Source organism: Enterococcus sp. DA9, from assembly GCF_008000875.1.
In the GTDB taxonomy this organism is placed as follows: domain Bacteria; phylum Bacillota; class Bacilli; order Lactobacillales; family Enterococcaceae; genus Enterococcus_B; species Enterococcus_B lactis.
Window position 1 is genome coordinate 2,035,350 of record NZ_CP042839.1, and the last position, 18,251, is coordinate 2,053,600.

Consider the following 18,251-nt stretch of genomic DNA (forward strand, 5'->3'; position numbering starts at 1 on the left):
ATCTTAAAAGTAGTTTGCGGTTTAGCAAGTTTAGAGGGGGCATTCAGATGCAGCAAGATAAAACAAGCCAGATCAACGAAAAAAAAATCACGCTTTGTTCACTTATTCCGGGGATGGGGCAGTTTGTAAATGGCCAAACTTTTAAAGGTATCGTTTTTTTCGCAATATTCGTCCTATTCATTGGTCAGATGTTCTTGGGCGGATTTCATGCATTGATAGGATTGGTTACTTTGGGAAGTATACCAATGGAAGATCATTCATTATTTATTTTGATTGAAGGCACTTTGCAATTCATCATTACAATCATTTTCTTGATTTTTTACGCTTTGAATCTTCTAGACGCCTATCGAGTAGCAAGGATGCGTAAAGAAGGGAAAAAAATCAATCGAACGATGAAGGAAGTCATACATAATATAGGTGATGAAGGTTTTCCTTATCTATTGACACTTCCCGCGTATCTTCTCATGATTTTTACCATCATTTTCCCAGTCTTAGTCACATTATTTACTGCATTTACCAATTATGACTTTAATCATATTCCACCAGCCAGTTTGATTGATTGGGTAGGGGCTAAAAACTTTTTTAGCATCTTCTTCTTGAGTTCATATCGCAATACTTTTTTTGCAGTCTTTTCATGGACCGTAATCTGGACGTTATGTGCAACAACTTTACAAATCACCCTTGGTATTCTCACAGCGGTTGTTGCTCACCAAAAATTTATTAAATTTAAACGTATTTTCGGTATCATTTTCTTATTACCGTGGGCGGTCCCAGCGTTTATTACTATCATGAGTTTTTCGAATATATTCAACGATAGCGTAGGTGCCATCAATACTCAAGTTATTCCTTTCATAAACCAGCTTCCATTTGTAGATATCAGTGCAATCTCTTGGAAAACGGACCCGAACTGGACTAAAGTGGCAATCATCTTAGTTCAAGGATGGTTAGGATTTCCCTATATCTATGTAATGGTTACAGGGATTTTACAGTCGATTTCTGAAGATTTGTATGAAGCAGCAAAAATCGATGGAGCAAATGCATGGCAACGTTTCTCAAATATCACACTGCCAGCTGTATTTCTAGTTGCGGCACCAACGTTTATTACCCAATATACTGGGAATTTCAATAATTTTTCTATGATCTACCTATTTAACAATGGAGGGCCCGGAAGCGTGGGTGGAGGAGCTGGTTCTACAGATATCCTGATTTCATGGATCTATAAACTTACGACTGGAACTTCTCCACAGTATTCTATGGCTTCAGCCATTACGTTGATTATCTCCATCATCGTTATCTGCGTATCTTTGCTAGTGTTCAAAAAGACAAATGCGTTCAATATGGGGGATTAAACAATGAAAAAATTTCATTCGAGTGCACGATTCCAAAAACGGCTTTCTCACTTTTTTACTTACTTTTTTCTTTTACTGTTATCAGTCATTATTATCTATCCACTTTTGATCACAGCAAGTACTGCCTTCAAGTCAGGAAACATTGCGGCTTTCAGTTTGGATTTTTCAAGCGACTGGACTTTAGGGAATTTCACGCGGCTGTTCAGTGAAACACTTTACGGGACGTGGTATAAAAATACGTTAATCATCTCTGTCCTAACGATGATCGTACAAGTAACTGTAGTAACTTTAGCTGGTTATACGTATAGCCGTTATCGTTTTATCGGCCGCAAATCAAGTTTGATGTTCTTTTTAGTGATTCAGATGGTACCGACTATGGCAGCATTGACTGCCTTTTATGTCATGGCTTTCTTATTAGAGGCACTAGATAAGTATTGGTTCTTGACGATGATTTATATAGGCGGTGGGATTCCAATGAATACTTGGCTGATGAAAGGATACTTTGACACAGTACCAATAGATTTAGATGAATCTGCTAAACTTGATGGGGCAGGGCATTTCAGGATTTTTTTCCAGATTGTATTACCTCTTGTCAAACCAATGCTCGCCGTTCAAGCATTATGGGCATTCATGGGACCTTTTGGCGACTTCATGCTAGCGAAGTTCCTGCTCCGAACACCTGAAAATCAGACTGTTGCTGTCGGCCTGCAAACATTTATTTCTGACGTGACAAATCAAAGGGTCTCCCTCTTTGCTGCTGGAGCAATTTTGATTGCTTTACCGATTTGTCTATTATTCTTCTTTTTACAAAAGAACTTTGTTACCGGCCTGACATCTGGCGGGACAAAAGGATAGGAGCAGAGGATCATGCAAACATTTCCGTTAAATTATTTTTCCACTTTACGTACGCCAACTCAAGTGTTTGCGGGACGCAAACTATTATCATGGCCCAAATTTTTCTTGATATTTGTATTTTTAGTTTCCTTGATGGTCATGCCTGTGACTCTTTTTTATGCCAATCAGATCCAAGGGATTCCATTAGAACAATTTCTATCCGTTCATTCGTTGATCGATGAACAAGGAACCAAAAAATTTTCTGAACTTGAATTATCTGAAACTGGGTTACAATCATCGCAACAAACGATAGCTGTGACCCCTGAAATTTTGGTAGGTGTGTCTTTATCTGAGAAACAACAATCCGATCATGGAACTTTTATTGATTTTGAGAAGGAACAATGGGTGATCCAACAAAAGGATAAATCTGGTATACGCCGCTATACGATGAATTATAGTCCATCTTTCCAACCGGATTCTGTACGTACGCCGGAAGATTTCCAACGATTTTTAGAAAGAGAATTTTATGCCAGTAATCGTCCAACAATCATTTTATCTTATAGTTTAAGTCTTGGTCTTGTCCTATTTATCATGACGAGTCTCATTTTATTCGGTGCTTCCTTTTTCTTGTGGATGACAAGAAAAAGCCAACTCTCATCCATTCATACATTCAAAGAGAGTGCAAATTTGATGCTGAATGTGATGGGGATAGGATCCATGGTAGCAGCAGTTGTAGGGTTTATCCACTTTGACTTTATCTTGATGCTAAGTGTCCAAACAATGATAACTGTCTTGCTGCTTTTATGGGTTTTTGCTAAGACAAAATTCAAAGATAAGCGTGTCGAATGACAAGTTTAAGTGATTTGTGCGACAATGAATGTGAAAAAAATGAAAAATAAAGTAGTTTTTGAAAAATTTCTGAAAAAATTAAACTTCTTAGTTGATTCTTTTCTTTTTTAGTATTAACGTAATAGGGTAGTTTTTTTAAGGAGGAAAATCATGTTAGAGAAAACTTTATACAACCAATTATTTTCACGTTCTTTCTCGCTCCCTGTCGAAGTAAATTATTGGGACGGTACAACGAAACAATACGGAGATACGGACACTCCTCCCCAAATCAAAATCAATATCCATGAAGAAATCCCAATGAAAGAGATTACAAGCAACGCTTCTTTGGCACTAGGAGAAGCCTATATGGATCATCGAATCGAGATCGAGGGAAGTATCCAAGCATTAATCAACGATGCTTATCAGCAAGCAAACAGCTTTTTACGAGGAAAAGATTATCTAAAATGGCTGCCAAAGAAAGAAAAACATACAAAACAAAAAAACAAAGAAGATATCCATGCGCATTATGACTTAGGTAACGACTTTTATAAACTTTGGCTAGACCCAACTTTGACTTATTCTTGTGCCTATTTCAACACACCTGAAGATGCGTTGGAACAAGCACAAATCAATAAAGTCCATCATATTTTAGACAAACTCTTTATCAAAGAAGGCGAAACGTTGCTTGATATCGGTTGCGGCTGGGGAACATTGATGTTCACTGCTGCCAAAGAATATAACGTCAAAGCAACTGGGATTACTCTAAGTGAAGAACAATACGATTTGATCACAAAAAAAATCAAAGAAGAACATTTAGAAGATAAATGCCGTGTATTATTAATGGATTACCGTGAACTAAAAGGCGAAACGTTTGATCATATCACAAGTGTAGGTATGTTCGAACATGTAGGTTCTGAAAATCTTGAAGGTTATTTCAAAGTCGTAAAAGATTTATTGAAACCAAAAGGAACAGCTTTGATCCATGGAATCAGCCGACAACAAGGCGGTGCGACAAATGCTTGGATCAATAAATATATTTTCCCTGGCGGTTATGTTCCTGGTGTTACTGAATTAGTTGATAATATTACAAAAAACGATTTGCAATTGATCGATTTAGAAAGTTTGCGTCGTGACTATCAATTGACATTAGAGCATTGGACAAAAAATTTCCATCAAGTCCAAGATCAAGTCACGAAAGAAATGGGTGATTCCTTCTATCGAATGTGGGATCTATATTTACAAGCCTGTGCAGCGTCATTTGAGTCAAGCAATATCGATGTAATTCAATATTTGCTTGTTCAACCTGGAAATAATGATATCCCAATGCATCGTGCATAATTGATATAAAAAGGCAGTTTAAAAGCTATTTAATTATTTAATAAATGGAAGCTAAGTTTTATGATGCTCCCGAAGTGAGATTTTAGTCTAACTTCTAGGGTTGTCTCTAAAGCTTAGCTTCTTTTTTATTTTCATAATAATAACGTTGTTCTTTAATTTTTAAACATGACAGAAATTTTTTTCTTCGTTATACTTGTATAGAATACTATTTTATAATAAAGGAGATAAAATCAATGAAGAAAACTGTTATTTATACTAGTTTATTTGCGGCTTTGTTTTTAGCTGCTTGTCAATCAAACACCAATCAAGGAACATCTGGGAATACATCTTCAAGTAGTGAACAACGCTCTTCTCAGGTATCGGAATCCTCAACAAACGCAAGTACATCTTCGTCTAGCCAAACAAAGAATTCGAGCGAGGCAATGGGCCAGTCAGCTATCAAAGTGTCTGCAGCTCGTGCGATTGAATTGTTTAAAGATAAGTATCCAGATACTGCTATTACTAGTTTGGAACTAGATAGTGATTGGGGATCTTACTTCTACAAGATAGAAGGTGTCGATGATCAAAAAGAATATGAAGCAAGAATTGATGCTCAGAATGAAAAAATGGAAACAGAGAATCCAGAAACGCTAGATCGAGAGGATCAAAATGGTCAAAAGAAAAAAGAAGATGGTCTAGCTGTTGATAAATTAATTACAATTGAGGAAGCAGCAAAGATTGCTGTCGATAAAGTAGGAAGCGGTACAGCAACAGATTGGGATCTGGATAAAGATCTAGGTACTACTTATTGGGAAGTCAAAGTAAAAAATGGTAATCAAAGTACATCAGTCAAGATTAATAGTGAAACAGGGGAAGTGCTATCAACCGAACAGGATGATTAAGAAATACGTTGAAAAACAAGAGTTGATTTTTCTTTTAGTCATGATACACTAGATAAAATAACTTGTTTGAAGGAGCGATTTACTTGAGTTTAGAAACGACCTTTGCCAATCATACCTTTGCTAACCCTTTTATGAATGCATCTGGTGTACACTGCATGACTACCCAGGAATTAGACGAGCTGGCTCATTCAGAAGCAGGAGCATTTATCACTAAGAGCTGTACAATCAATGAACGAAAAGGAAATCCCGAACCACGTTATTTTGATGTTCCTTTAGGCAGTATCAATTCTATGGGGCTTCCAAACTTAGGCTTTTCTTATTATCTAGAGTATGCTCTTGCGTATGAAAAAACGCAGAAAAAACCAAATCAACCATTATTTTTTTCGATCGCCGGGATGAGTGTCCAAGAAAACTTGGAAATGCTTGGGGAAATAGAAAAAAGTGGATTCAAGGGGATTACTGAACTAAATTTATCTTGTCCAAATGTGCCTGGTAAACCACAACTAGCTTACGATTTTGAGGCCACTTATGAAACATTGAAAGAAGTATTCAGCATCTTTTCTAAGCCGTTAGGGATCAAATTGCCTCCTTATTTTGATTTTGCTCATTTTGATCAGATGGCAGATATCTTGAATCAGTTCCCGTTGACATATGTCAATGCTATCAACAGTGTGGGTAACGGGTTGTATATCGATACAGACAAAGAAGCAGTGGTCATCAAACCAAAAGAAGGGTTCGGCGGCATTGGGGGAGAGTATATCAAGCCGACTGCTTTAGCAAATGTCCGCGCTTTTTATACGCGTTTGAAACCAGAAATCCAAATCATTGGTACAGGTGGGATTCGGACAGGACAAGATGCATTTGAACATCTGCTATGTGGCGCAAGCATGTTACAGATTGGTACCGAGCTTCATAAAGAAGGGCCGGAAATTTTTTCTAGAATCATAAAAGAATTAACGCAGATTATGTCAGAAAAAGGATATACGTCAATTGACGAATTTAAAGGCAAATTACGCAACATTTCATAGCAAAAAGACGAAGGTCATGATTGATCTTCGTCTTTTTTTATAAAAAACACTCGTCTGTTCATTCATGTGCAAGCGTACTCATTGTATGTTAGACGAACTTGTGGGAAAATAACAGGGGCAAAAAGGAGGATACTATGAAAGATGCAACAGAATTAGCGAAAGGACTTAAAGAAAAAGAATTTAGTTTTCAAGAATTAGCTGAGGATGTACAGAAAAAAATAAAAAAACAAAATCATGAATTGAATGCATTTGTTGCACTTGAACCATTCGAGAATAGTTCCACTGAACGATTGATTCCCCAGTCAGAAAAAGGACCATTGGCAGGTATTCCATTCCCTTTAAAAATGCTCGGTCAAGAAAAAAAGGGGTGGCTAGCTACTTCAGGATCTCGTTTATTTGAAACACATCGAGCTTCTCATACATCCAATTATGTACAGCAAGCAGAAGCGATAGGGCTAGTTCCTTTTGGACAAACCAATGCGCCAGAGTTTGGTTTCAAAAATATTACAGACCCCGTCATCTATGGCCCAGCAAGAAACCCCTGGAACCTTGAATGTACACCTGGCGGATCAAGTGGAGGCGCTGCTGCTGCAGTTTCAGCGGGAATCGTTCCTTTAGCTGGCGCTAGTGACGGTGGTGGTTCTATTAGAATACCCGCTTCGTTTTGCGGATTGATTGGGCTGAAACCTTCGCGAGGGACGATGCCAGTTGGTCCATATGCTTGGCGAGGATGGCAAGGAGCTGCTATTGATTTCGGTTTGACGGTTTCTATGAGAGACACGGAGGCTTTATTTTATGGGATGAGAAGCATCCATTCCGGTGCGCCATATCAAGTATCGCCAGTTGAGTGGCAAACACATCCAAGAAAAAAACATTTGAAGATAGCTTTTTGTGTTGATTCACCGATCCACTCACAGATTAGTGAAGAGGCAGTACTTGCTGTAAAAAAAGCTGTAGATTTCCTTGAAAAAGAAGGACATGATTTGACGGAGATTCCTTACCCACTAGATGGTCGTAAACTGATTAGGTCTTATTATCAGATGAATGGCGCAGAGACAGCAGCAATGATCCACTCGATTGAAGCAGGCATCCAGCGAACTGTCAGAAAAGAAGAACTTGAGCCGATCTCTTGGACTTTGTTCCAATATGGTCAGAAACTTTCTGCCGCTACTTACATTGATTCTCTGCATGTATGGGATGAAGCAGCAATTGTCATGGAACACTTGCATCAAGAATATGATTTATTCCTTTCACCAACGACTGCATTTACTGCCCCTAAAATCAGCGAAGATTTGCAAAGTGATACGATAAGAGCACAGATGGAACACATCCATGATTGTTCTGAAGTACAAGCTTTAGAAGTTGTTTCTTCTATGTTTGAGGACAGCTTGAAGATCACACCTTATACACAATTGGCTAATCTGACTGGACAACCAGCAATCAGCTTGCCTACTCATTTGACAAAAGAAAACATGCCTCTCGGGATTCAATTTATGTCCGCCAGAGGAAGAGAAGATTTGCTGCTTCAAATCGGCTATCTATTTGAAGCAAGTCACCAGTTCCATTTACCAAATCCATGGAAATAGCAGAAACAAGGAGAAGAAAAAATGAAGAAAAAAAGATTGTTTGCTCTAATAACTAGCGTCTTTTTTATTTTAAGCGCTTGCGGTACAGCTGCCGCTAACCAAGAAGATCACAGCTGGAGTAATGTGGAAAAAAAGAAAGAATTGGTAGTAGCAACTTCTGGCACACTATTTCCCGCTTCTTATTATAATGATCAAAATGAATTAGTTGGTTATGACGTAGACTTGGCGAAAGAGGTAGCCAAACGTTTAAATGTCAAAATCTCCTTTAAAGAATACAATGTGGATGGACAAATCACTTCTGTTTCAAAAGGAGAATCAGATTTTGCTGCGAACGATTTTGGTATCACAAAAGAAAGAGAAAAAAAATTCTCCCTTTCAGAGCCTTTCAAATATTCATTTGACAGTATGATCGTACGAAAAAAAGATGATTCAGGAATCCACTCACTTGATGATCTTAAAGGAAAAAAAGCAGCTGGCGAACCCAATACTAGCTATATGCGTTTAGCGGAAAAACACGGAGCTAAATTAGTTACTTACGATAACGCCACGAATGATCAATATTTAAGCGATGTAGCAAACGGTCGAACAGACGTTATTCTAAATGATTATTATTTGCAGAAAATGGCCGTATCTGCTTTACCAGATATCCCCGTAAAAATCTTGGAGAACGTTTATTTCAATGAAAACGAAAGTGGTTTTTTATTGAAAGAAGGAAATGATGCTTTGAAAAAGAAAATCGATGGCGTATTAAAAGAGATGAAAGAAGATGGGACGACAAAGAAAATATCTGAAAAATATTTTCAAACTGATGTTTCAGTCAAACCGAAAGAAACGATGACTGAGTCGGTGAGTGATTGATGTACTTTCCTCTCATTGATTTTTCCCTCATGTGGACTTCACTTCCTTTCGTACTGCAAGGCTTGGTATACACATTAGGGATCGGCTTCGTGTCTTTTGTTTTAGGAAACTTGGTAGGGTTGCTTTTGACAGTTCTAGGTCTTTTGGATTGGCTACCTCTGAATGTATTTATTCGTTTTTATTTATCGTTCTTTAGAGGTATTCCCGCACTAGTCTTGCTGTTTTTGTTATATTTCGGGTTACCTTATCAATTAAGTGCCTTAACGGCTTCAGTCATCTGCTTCACGATTACCAGCAGTGCATTTATTGGTGAAATCTATCGAGGATCACTAGCAGGCGTTTCTTCAGGTCAGTGGGACGCTGGTTTAGCTTCTGGTTTTTCTTTCTTTGGGGTATTGAAATATATCGTTTTACCGCAAGCCTTTCGAATCTCGGTACCGGCACTCAGTAACGTAGCTATGGATTTAGTGAAAGGTACCTCATTAGCGGCAACGATCACAGTGCCAGAAATATTTCAAAAAGCAAAGATCATAGGTGGTCGGACATTCGACTATTTTTCTCTTTATATTTTAGTTGCACTGATTTATTGGATCATTTGTATCGGGATCGAAAAAGTGCAACAGTATTTAGAAAAACGTTCCGTCCATCAGTCAATCTGAAAAATAGAAATGGTGCTAGCGTGGCAAGCATCATTTCTATTTTTGTTTCTTGTGTATTCTGTCTAGTATTTTAAAATCATTTCATGTAAAATGTAAGACGAAAATATGTTCGGAGGTAAAAACATGAAAACCCCGCTAACCATCGAAATAGAATCCTCATTATACCAATATTGCATCGAGCAGGGCGGCTTAGTCGTAGAAGAAGTCACGATGCCTGATGACCAAGGAATTGTAGATACGCTTAGCTGCTTGACAAAATTTGATGGAAGCCGAGAATGGCGATGCTATGAGCTGAAAGTGACAAAAGCAGATTTTCGTTCTACAGCCAAACTGTCATTTGTCGGGCATTATAATTATTTTGTTTTGCCAAGTAAACTATATGAAGAAGTGAAAACAGAAATCCCTACAGGAATAGGTGTACTAGTATATCGCGCGTACACGATCGAAGAGGAAATGCCTGCATCTGGTACATTTATGATTGCGAAAAAAGCAGCAAAGAAGGAGCTTGCTGTACCGGAAGAAGCTTTGACAAACCGTTTTATGGCTTCTTTATTCAGAGAAGTAAGAAAAGCAAAGCAAATGGAGCGAGGCGTAAAATATTTTCCAACAGATCAATTGTACAAAGAATTGAAAAGACGTTCAGAAAACCAAGATCCCTTTTCTAACGAACGATACTATGAACGATTTTTAGAGGAAATAGCTAGTCAGGCAATCAATGAATTGCAAGAAGAAGTTGCTGCGCTTCAACATGATTATGAATACTTAAGGCAACAACAGCAGATCCGGCGGTTGCCCACAGAGCCATTGGAGTGAAAAATATGTACTATCCTTATTTAAGAGGAAAACAATTTGACCTATTAGCATTAAAAGAAGCATTGTCGCGAGGATTGCTCTCCAATAAAATCCAACCGGTAATCGAACCAGTACGTGATTCCGCTACGCTTAAAAACGTGATCGAATTATTTCAAAAAAAGCACCATCCAATTGCTGTGATCCAAAATCCCCAAGTAGGACAATTCAAATTATTCGATCAGCATGTGCACAGTTGGACAGTCAAAGAACATAGCTCTGTCGTCTCTGCACAGATTTTAACGCCAGAAAATCTTAACGACGTACTGGATTCACCTCCAACATTTCTTGTATTCGATGGACAACACTATCCAAAAGACGCAGAGGTGTGGAAACAGCTGGCAGGAGTCGATTCGAAATTCTTGATACCAGATGCTAGTCGCTTTCGTATCTGGCTGCCCGAAAACAAAATTGTGATCCGTGACTCTTTTCGAACGAGAAAGCATGTTGAAAGTTATACAGATAAAGCAGACGCTTTTTTTAGTGATGACTATCTTTTTTTCCACGAAGACGGATATAGTGGATTTTCTGATTTCACGATCGAAGGCAGCCGTTATTTCGATAAAGGGTTTCCTAGCCGAGCGCTTGCTATCCATCTAACGTATATCGATGCTTACGGTAATATCCGCGTAAAGCATTTTGTCTCTGACAGTAATGATTCCGCTAAAGATCAAGCATTGAAGTTTCTTGAAGCAGGAGATAAAATGAAAAAATGGATCATGCGTCACCATCATCAGCTCTTAATCACATCAGGAATGATTGAATTACTGGCTCTCTACCAGCAACAAAAATTTCCAGGACTCGGAGTATTGAAAAAATGGTCCCTAATGCATCATTTGGAACTTATCAGTCAACTACTGGATCATCCAAAAAATTGGCTTAGAAGTTATTCAAAAGTTCCTGAACTGTATGAAGTGATTCAAAAATTAGAGAATATAAATGAAAAAGAAACAGAAAAGAGGTAACTGGATATGTATATTCGGTTAACAAGAAAAGAAGAAGTAGAAGAAGTGGTAAAAATTATTGATGCTGCAGCGGAATTTATTGCTTCGCAAGGCTCTCCCCAATGGCAGAACGGGCAGAAACCAACAAAAGAAACGATTTTGAACGATATTGAAAGAAAAGAAAGCTATGTATTAATAGTCGAAGATCAAATTGTTGGAACAGCTGCATTAGTCTCAGGCGTGGATCCCGTTTACACAAAAATAGATGGTAGTTGGAAAGAATCAACTGGTCCTTATTTATCGATTCATCGTGTTGCTTTAGCAGAAAGTACTCGAGGAAAAAAACTAGCAAAACCGTTCTTAGAACATTTGTTGACGATTGCAGCCAGCAAAGATATTCAAGATGTCCGTATCGATACTTATCCAGCTAATGAACCGATGGAAAAGACCATCTATTCTGCTGGATTCACTTATCAAGGAATGATTGAATTCCCTTTTGAACATGGTGAAAGAAAAGCGTATCAAAAAATAATCAAGTGAGTATAAAAGCATCTTCACAAGGATGAAGACTTAATAATATGAAAAAACAACTAGCTGATTGCTAAGAGATTGGGACAGTAGTGGTGAGCTTCAAGAAATAATTTTCGATGAAGCTACTTCTGAAACACCGTTCATCGAGAGGTCGTGACACCATTTTTGTCGCGGCCTCTCAGCTTATCTTATGGCTATTTAGCTAATCTGTTTCTATCAATAATCCTTTTTTTATTTTATCTACTGCTTCTTGGAACGCTCCATCGTTTGATACGACTAAAAGTGTGGGAATAGCTGCCAACCGTTCCAGTTGAGCTAAGTCTTTCGCATAAACTGCCATTCTGGCCAAAATCTGTTCGGGTGAATCTCCACGCTTTTTCAGGCGCGATTGTAATGTTTCTTTAGAAATCGTAATAAAGATCGGACGGACTACCGTGCCAAAATACTCGTATAAATGCCAAAAACCATTTGCCGTCAAAACGGCATAACAATTTCCTTCCTTCAGTTTTTTGGTAATCTCTGCTTTGCTGGAACCATATTTATATTGAGCATATTGATCCCACTCTGCAAACTCGTCTCGCTTGATCATCTGATTGAATGCATCGTCAGATACAAAATAATAATCCTCTTGATCTTTTTCTCCAGGTCTTGGTGATCGATTCGTGTAAGTAATGATCTTTTGTTCGGGCTGAAAAACAGCTTCTGCGAGTGAAGTTTTCCCAGAACCAGAAGGTCCGATAAACACATAGCAATAATTCATCATCATTTCTCCTTTGATATTTGAGCAACTGAAAAAGCTTTGGAAATATTTCCAAAGCTTTTGAAAGCAACGTCGCTTTTTTTGTTTATTATACCAGTAATCCAGTCACAATAGCACTTAAAAAGCTGACTAAAGTCGCTGTTAGCAAAATTTTCAATCCGTGTTTTGCGACAAGATTTCCTTTTTCTTCATTTAATCCCTTCATCGCGCCAGAAATGATCCCGATAGAAGAGAAGTTGGCAAATGAAACAAGGAAAACAGATATGATCGCTGTTGTGCGTTCAGTAAAATGGAAATGACCGTTAGCTAATTCTGTCATAGCAACAAATTCATTTGTAACCAATTTAGTCGCCATGATACTACCAGCATCCACTGCTTCTTTCCATGGGATTCCACTGATGAAGGCAAGGGGGGCAAAGATATAACCTAAGATCTCTTGGAAAGTAATACCGAATATCCCGTGAAAGATAGCATTGATCATGGCAATCAAGGCAACGAATCCGATAAGCATAGCAGCAACCGTGATTGCCACATGGAAACCATCAAGAATGTATTCTCCCAACATTTGGAAAAAGGTCTGTTCTTTGTTTTCTTCAATAATTAGTTCGTCTTCTTTTTCTTCTAATACATAGGGATTCACAATCGAAGCCAGAATATATCCGCCAAATAAATTCAAAACAAGGGCAGTGATCACATATTTAGAATCGATTAGTGCCATATAAGATCCGACGATTGACATAGACACTGTAGACATAGCCGAGACACTCATGGTGAATAAACGTTTCTCAGATAAGAAAGGTAATTCCTTCTTTATGGAAATAAATACTTCCGATTGCCCTAAAATAGCAGAAGCTACTCCATTGTAGGATTCTAATTTGCCCATTCCGTTGATTTTACTTAACCCAAGACCAACGGCTTTCATAAACAATGGAAGAATTTTGATGTAACGTAAAATCCCGATAATAGCAGAAATAAATACGATTGGCATCAATACGGAAAGAAAGAAAGGTGCACTTCCTTTATTTGCTACACCGGCAAAAACAAAGTCAACACCCTGCCCAGCAAAAGCAAGAAGATGATCAAACATTTTTGCCAATACAGAAACAACCGCTGTACCAAAAGTTGTACGTAATAATACGAAACCAAGAACAAGCTGTAAAACGAACATCACAATTAGTGGTTTCAATTTGATTGCTTTTTTGTTGCTGCTGATCAAAAAAGCAAGACCTAATGTGACAAATAAACCAATCATACCTAATAAATAACTCAAATAATCACTCCTATTCCAAATTCCGTTTTATTTTACCTGTTTTGTAAATAAAATACTAATCTTTAGTGAAATTTTCATTACTTTTTTAGAGTAAAACGCATTCATTTCCCATTAGAATACAAAGCAACCAAAATAAATTAAAAAAACAGATAAAAGACGCTAAAAAAACTGATGTTCCATTGTTTTTTCGTATTTCAAATAGAGAGGGAAAGTAAGTGAAAGTATGAGAAATAAAATTTATCCTATTCTTGTTTTTTCTTTCAAACTGAATATCCCTCAAGAAGGGACAAGAAGTGTATCCACTTAGTAATGGCTATAAAAAAACGAAACTATTGTTTAAGCTAATGCTAATAGTTTCGTTTTCAACCTTTATAAGTGAGTTTTTTCTATTGGTAGTATAGATTTTCTGAAGGGTAAACAGGTGCGCAAGTAATATCGATTCCTAGTTTTTTCAATGTTTGTTCATCATTTTTATTGACCATCACAGTGGAGTGGGCTTGTGCTCCCTCAAGTTCAGCTAGTTTATCATAAGCAACTTGAGCGATTGGATTCGTTACTGCACTGATTGATAAAGCGATCAAAACCTCATTGATGCTTAGTGCATCCAAAGAGGAATGAAGTGTCTTTGACTTCAATCCTTGTATTGTTTCAAGAACTAATGGTGATAATAAAGGAATGCCATCTGCAATATGCGCTAAATGTTTTACTGCATTTAAGATGACTGCCGCTGACGCATCCATCAATGAGCTTGTACGTCCAGTAATAATGATTTCATCTGGTAATTCGATGGCAATCACAGCAGAAGGATCTTTTGTAGGACTTTGTGCTTGAATTTTATCTGCATAATCATGGGCAGGAACGACAACGTTTCGGTCTTCAGGGCGTAATCCGACTTCTTCCATAATCAGTTTGATTCGATTAACTGCTTCTTCGTCAATCAATCCTTTTTTGAAGTCACACTCTGTTTGGAAATAGCGGCGGATGATTTCTTGTTTAGAAGCTTCTTGGACAACCGCATCATCCACGATACCAAATCCTACACGATTCACACCCATGTCAGTAGGAGATTGATAAACAGATTCTTTACCAGTAATTTTTTCAATAATACGTTTGATTACAGGGAAGGTTTCAACATCTCGATTATAATTTACAGCTACTTTATTGTAGGCGTCAAAGTGGAAGGAATCGATCATATTGACATCCTTCAAATCGACTGTGGCTGCTTCATAGGCAATGTTCAATGGATGTTTCAACGGAACGTTCCATACTGGAAAAGTTTCGAACTTGGAGTAACCAGCTGCATGTCCTTTTTGGCTTTCATGATACAGTTGGTTCAAACAAGTAGCGAGTTTTCCGCTTCCTGGTCCAGGAGCTGTCACTACAACGATTGGTTTAGCTGTTTCAATGTATTCGTTTTTCCCAAACCCATCTTCTGAAACGATTTTTTCTACGTTGACTGGATAGTCTTCGATTTCTGAATGTTTATAGACTTTGATATTTCGTCTTTCTAGTTTATTGATAAAGACTTTCGTGGCAGGCTGGCCGCTATAGCGAGTGATAACGACACTGTTGATCAATAATCCATAACCGCGTAATTCATCAATCAGTCGCAAGATATCCATATCATAAGTAATCCCATAATCACCGCGGATCTTATTACGTTCAATGTCTCCGGCATAGACGCAAATCAGTATTTCAGCCTGATCTTTTAATTTTTGTAGCAATTTGATTTTCGCATCTTCTTCAAATCCTGGAAGTACACGTTTTGCATGTTTGTCATCCACTAGCTTTCCACCAAATTCCAAATATAATTTATCATAGTGGTTCACTCGTTCCAAAATATACGCGGACTGCTCTTCAATATATTTCTCTGAATCAAAACCAATTTTTTTCACTGGGTTCCCTCCTTAAGTACTAAAGCATTTTTTCATTTTTTTTTGGATTCGTCAACTGGAAGAGTAAAATTCCTCAAAAAAACAAAGAAAATGATTTAAACCAACTTGTCTAGATAGTTATTCATTGGTATGATAGTTTTTGATAAGGAAGGTGCTACATGAAAAAAAGACAGAAAAAGAAAAACGCATATAAACACTATATCCGTTCGATTTTTACCGGTTATGAAAAAATGCTTGAAGATCCCGAATTAGAACAATTGACGTTTACTTATTTAAACGAAGAAACGCAACTAACTCGTGATGACCATCAGCGCATTCATTTCACAACAAGAGATCTGCCTAGTAAATAAAAGAATATGATAAAAGTCATTGTATTCGATTCTGTCCTATCAGATGAATCAGATATCAAAGACTAGTTGATCGAAAAAAAGGCTGTGCCAAATTTTGGTGCAGCCTGTTTTATGGAGCATTGCCCGCTCTTTTTTATAACAATTTTTTACAGAAAATGGTACTATTGAAGTATTAATAAGTGAAAATCAGATGAGTAAGAGGAGGCAAGTAGTATGAAAGAGCCAGATACAAACACAAATTACGAGCAAGGCGAACTAGAGGAGACGAGCACGAATCAGGATACAGCAAAAGAATCGTCTTCTTTTTATGATATCAAAGAAAAAGCAAGCATGAATCTTTCCCAATTATTAGAAGATTTACAAGCTTTTGAAAAAGCTGTCCGCGAAGAAGATATTCCTGAGATCTACCGTTTGTACAACGGCAGATTGAACGAAGAATTAAAACGAAGCTCAAATGAAAATCACGAGATTGACCAATTGCTGATGCGTAAGATCCATGATCGTTTTTTGCAAGAATTTCCTTTTATGGAACAAGTAGAAAGCATCTCACCAACGATGAGCTATTACAAAATCGGCACTTATTACCATGATCGCCCTACAATTGGTATCGATGCAAGTTTGCCAGAAATTTTTGTTTTGCCTAAGATCGATGAAGAGTGGGAGAAATATTCCCAACCGGAGACAACGGACTATGACAAAAAAATCAATGAGCTAGACGCAAAGGTGATCACAGCTCAGACAGAGATCGAACGTCTAAACGAACAGATAAAAGAAATCAATCGGCAGATGACTGATTTGGACGATAATAAAGGATTCTTGAATCGTAAGAAAATCGAGGAAGAAATTCAAGAATTAGAGAAGAAGAAGCAAGTGCTATCTAATGAAAAATTAGGCTGGCTTCCTTATATCGAGACACCTGAAACAATCCAACAGCAAAAAGAAGCATTGAAACAAGAAGCAAGAGCGGACCAACTTCGCGCAGCCATCGTAGAAAAAGAGCAACGGCAAATCAGTCGCTATTTCGGTAGCAAAGAGGGGTTTGGTCAAGCAATCCATGAATTCTTGATGAATTATCTTGGTAATGAAAATCCTAATAATCAATCTAATGAAGGAGGTTCCGAGTATGAATGAACACGATGAAGCAGAATGGACAAAAAATGAATCACAGACAGAAGATCATGAAGAAACGAACACTTCATTAGAGGAACAAACCAGTAAGCCACTGGATGACACAGAAGAAGTCCCTATGCCAGAAGAAACAAAAATCCATGAAAAAGAAAAAGTAACTCCGACAAATACGGATACTTCAGAAAACACCCATGCTTATGAAGTATCTGAAAATCCCGGATATTTAGAAGGAAAAGAGCAAGATTATCAAGATATCGTCAGTTTGATTGAAACAGCGGAAGCAGAATTAGCGGATTTACGTATGAGAAAATATTTGATTGAATCAGATTTTCCCGAATTATTAGAATCATATGACCGCTTTATATTGAATGAAGAACCGATCTCAACGATTGGAAAAACAAGTCTGATCGAATACTTCACATATGAATTACTGAAACCGTTGAATGATATTGGTCTGGAACGATCAAATTCAGCTTATGACACATGGAAAACAAGACATTTCTCTATCAATTATACGTTGAATGGACAAAACGAATTAGTCTTTTCCTTTGTATTACCGACCATCGATCAACGATACCAAGTGGAATCGATGAGTCTTCTAAATGTATCACCAGAGACGATGGAAATCGATGTCCAGGATGATCGAGTGCTTTCTTTGATCCGATACTGGTCAGTTGATCGAGTATTCTCAGCAGGACAGATTACGATCTTCAATCACAAATTGAATCAATTATTAGCCCATGCTAGAATGCTTGGTTTTACAGTTAATCAGACACTACTAGACAATACGAAGCCACTTCGTTTGAACCTTCAGAGCGAATTTGAATTGACGAATGAAGTATTGGATGATATTTTTATCGTGGCGATGAAAAATCCCTCCTATGATATGGAAAAGATCAACGAAACTACTTATCAAGTACGATTAGATAAAGGACAGTCTTTAACGATAGCAACAAACGAAAAAGATCAAACGGTCTTGTCGATCTCATCTGGAGATTACCCACGATCCGTCATTGATTTCTTTATCAATTACGAATTCTTGGTTCCGTTAATGGTGAGAAAGTCCTGATTGGATAAGTTGGATTACCAGAGGTCATTCAGATAATTCTGTTCCAAAGGACTTGCGGCAGTTATCCAGAATAATTGTCACAAGTCTTTTCTGT

The 18,251-nt window shown here is 37.6% G+C and carries 18 protein-coding genes; 15 read left to right on the forward strand and 3 right to left on the reverse strand.

Annotated elements, in window-relative coordinates; translation table 11 throughout:
• Nucleotides 1–47 precede the first annotated feature (47 nt).
• From FTX43_RS10750 to FTX43_RS10805, 12 genes are all read left to right on the forward strand, one after another.
• On the forward strand, nucleotides 48–1,349 hold the full coding sequence (locus FTX43_RS10750; RefSeq protein ID WP_002290728.1) for a carbohydrate ABC transporter permease: 1,302 nt from the start codon (nucleotides 48–50) through the stop codon (nucleotides 1,347–1,349).
• Nucleotides 1,350–1,352: 3 nt separating this feature from the next.
• The gene (locus FTX43_RS10755) at nucleotides 1,353–2,204 is read left to right on the forward strand and encodes a sugar ABC transporter permease (protein WP_002290731.1); all 852 of its coding nucleotides are present in this window, start codon (nucleotides 1,353–1,355) and stop codon (nucleotides 2,202–2,204) included.
• A 12-nt stretch (nucleotides 2,205–2,216) separates the two neighbouring features.
• Entirely contained in the window at nucleotides 2,217–3,032 is an 816-nt protein-coding gene (locus FTX43_RS10760) for a maltodextrose utilization protein MalA (RefSeq protein ID WP_002309215.1), read from the forward strand.
• 150 nt (nucleotides 3,033–3,182) lie between these two features.
• Nucleotides 3,183–4,349: a cyclopropane-fatty-acyl-phospholipid synthase family protein gene (locus FTX43_RS10765; RefSeq protein WP_147607054.1), complete on the forward strand. Its 1,167-nt coding sequence runs from the start codon at nucleotides 3,183–3,185 to the stop codon at nucleotides 4,347–4,349.
• A gap of 233 nt (nucleotides 4,350–4,582) precedes the next feature.
• Nucleotides 4,583–5,230, forward strand: a complete 648-nt coding sequence (locus FTX43_RS10770; RefSeq protein WP_002336406.1) for a PepSY domain-containing protein — start codon at nucleotides 4,583–4,585, stop codon at nucleotides 5,228–5,230.
• 83 nt (nucleotides 5,231–5,313) lie between these two features.
• Nucleotides 5,314–6,258, forward strand: a complete 945-nt coding sequence (locus FTX43_RS10775) for a dihydroorotate oxidase (protein ID WP_147607055.1) — start codon at nucleotides 5,314–5,316, stop codon at nucleotides 6,256–6,258.
• A gap of 134 nt (nucleotides 6,259–6,392) precedes the next feature.
• Nucleotides 6,393–7,844 carry an amidase gene (locus FTX43_RS10780; protein WP_002306690.1) on the forward strand — a complete coding sequence of 484 codons (1,452 nt, stop codon included), beginning with the start codon at nucleotides 6,393–6,395 and terminating at the stop codon, nucleotides 7,842–7,844.
• 21 nt (nucleotides 7,845–7,865) lie between these two features.
• Nucleotides 7,866–8,702, forward strand: a complete 837-nt coding sequence (locus FTX43_RS10785; RefSeq protein WP_002306692.1) for a transporter substrate-binding domain-containing protein — start codon at nucleotides 7,866–7,868, stop codon at nucleotides 8,700–8,702.
• Nucleotides 8,702–9,361 carry an amino acid ABC transporter permease gene (locus FTX43_RS10790; protein WP_002306693.1) on the forward strand — a complete coding sequence of 220 codons (660 nt, stop codon included), beginning with the start codon at nucleotides 8,702–8,704 and terminating at the stop codon, nucleotides 9,359–9,361. Before FTX43_RS10785 ends, FTX43_RS10790 begins: the two co-directional genes overlap by 1 nt.
• Before the next feature lie 123 nt (nucleotides 9,362–9,484).
• Nucleotides 9,485–10,174: a hypothetical protein gene (locus FTX43_RS10795; RefSeq protein WP_002336404.1), complete on the forward strand. Its 690-nt coding sequence runs from the start codon at nucleotides 9,485–9,487 to the stop codon at nucleotides 10,172–10,174.
• 5 nt (nucleotides 10,175–10,179) lie between these two features.
• Complete coding sequence (locus FTX43_RS10800) at nucleotides 10,180–11,175, forward strand: sce7725 family protein (protein ID WP_147607056.1); 996 nt, start codon at nucleotides 10,180–10,182, stop codon at nucleotides 11,173–11,175.
• Between the two features lie 6 nt (nucleotides 11,176–11,181).
• On the forward strand, nucleotides 11,182–11,694 hold the full coding sequence (locus tag FTX43_RS10805) for a GNAT family N-acetyltransferase (protein WP_002335053.1): 513 nt from the start codon (nucleotides 11,182–11,184) through the stop codon (nucleotides 11,692–11,694).
• A 193-nt stretch (nucleotides 11,695–11,887) separates the two neighbouring features.
• Here FTX43_RS10805 and FTX43_RS10810 read toward each other — a convergent pair whose 3' ends face one another.
• The 3 genes from FTX43_RS10810 to FTX43_RS10820 all read right to left on the reverse strand — a co-directional run bounded on the left by FTX43_RS10810 (nucleotide 11,888) and on the right by FTX43_RS10820 (nucleotide 15,610).
• Complete coding sequence (locus FTX43_RS10810; RefSeq protein WP_147607057.1) at nucleotides 11,888–12,445, reverse strand: guanylate kinase; 558 nt, start codon at nucleotides 12,443–12,445, stop codon at nucleotides 11,888–11,890.
• Nucleotides 12,446–12,533: 88 nt separating this feature from the next.
• Nucleotides 12,534–13,715: a NupC/NupG family nucleoside CNT transporter gene (locus FTX43_RS10815; protein WP_002313745.1), complete on the reverse strand. Its 1,182-nt coding sequence runs from the start codon at nucleotides 13,713–13,715 to the stop codon at nucleotides 12,534–12,536.
• Nucleotides 13,716–14,101: 386 nt separating this feature from the next.
• A complete protein-coding gene (locus FTX43_RS10820) occupies nucleotides 14,102–15,610 on the reverse strand; it encodes a DUF1846 domain-containing protein (RefSeq protein ID WP_086307267.1) in 1,509 nt (502 codons plus the stop codon).
• A 158-nt stretch (nucleotides 15,611–15,768) separates the two neighbouring features.
• Here FTX43_RS10820 and FTX43_RS10825 point away from each other — a divergent pair, with 158 nt between their 5' ends.
• The 3 genes from FTX43_RS10825 (at nucleotide 15,769) to FTX43_RS10835 (ending at nucleotide 18,157) form a co-directional block, all read left to right on the forward strand.
• Nucleotides 15,769–15,960 carry a hypothetical protein gene (locus FTX43_RS10825; protein WP_002290760.1) on the forward strand — a complete coding sequence of 64 codons (192 nt, stop codon included), beginning with the start codon at nucleotides 15,769–15,771 and terminating at the stop codon, nucleotides 15,958–15,960.
• Nucleotides 15,961–16,173: 213 nt separating this feature from the next.
• Entirely contained in the window at nucleotides 16,174–17,091 is a 918-nt protein-coding gene (locus FTX43_RS10830; RefSeq protein WP_002306703.1) for a hypothetical protein, read from the forward strand.
• Nucleotides 17,084–18,157 (forward strand): hypothetical protein, encoded by a 1,074-nt coding sequence (locus tag FTX43_RS10835; protein WP_002344237.1) that lies wholly within the window; start codon nucleotides 17,084–17,086, stop codon nucleotides 18,155–18,157. The genes FTX43_RS10830 and FTX43_RS10835 overlap by 8 nt, the downstream gene beginning before the upstream one ends.
• Nucleotides 18,158–18,251 lie beyond the last annotated feature (94 nt).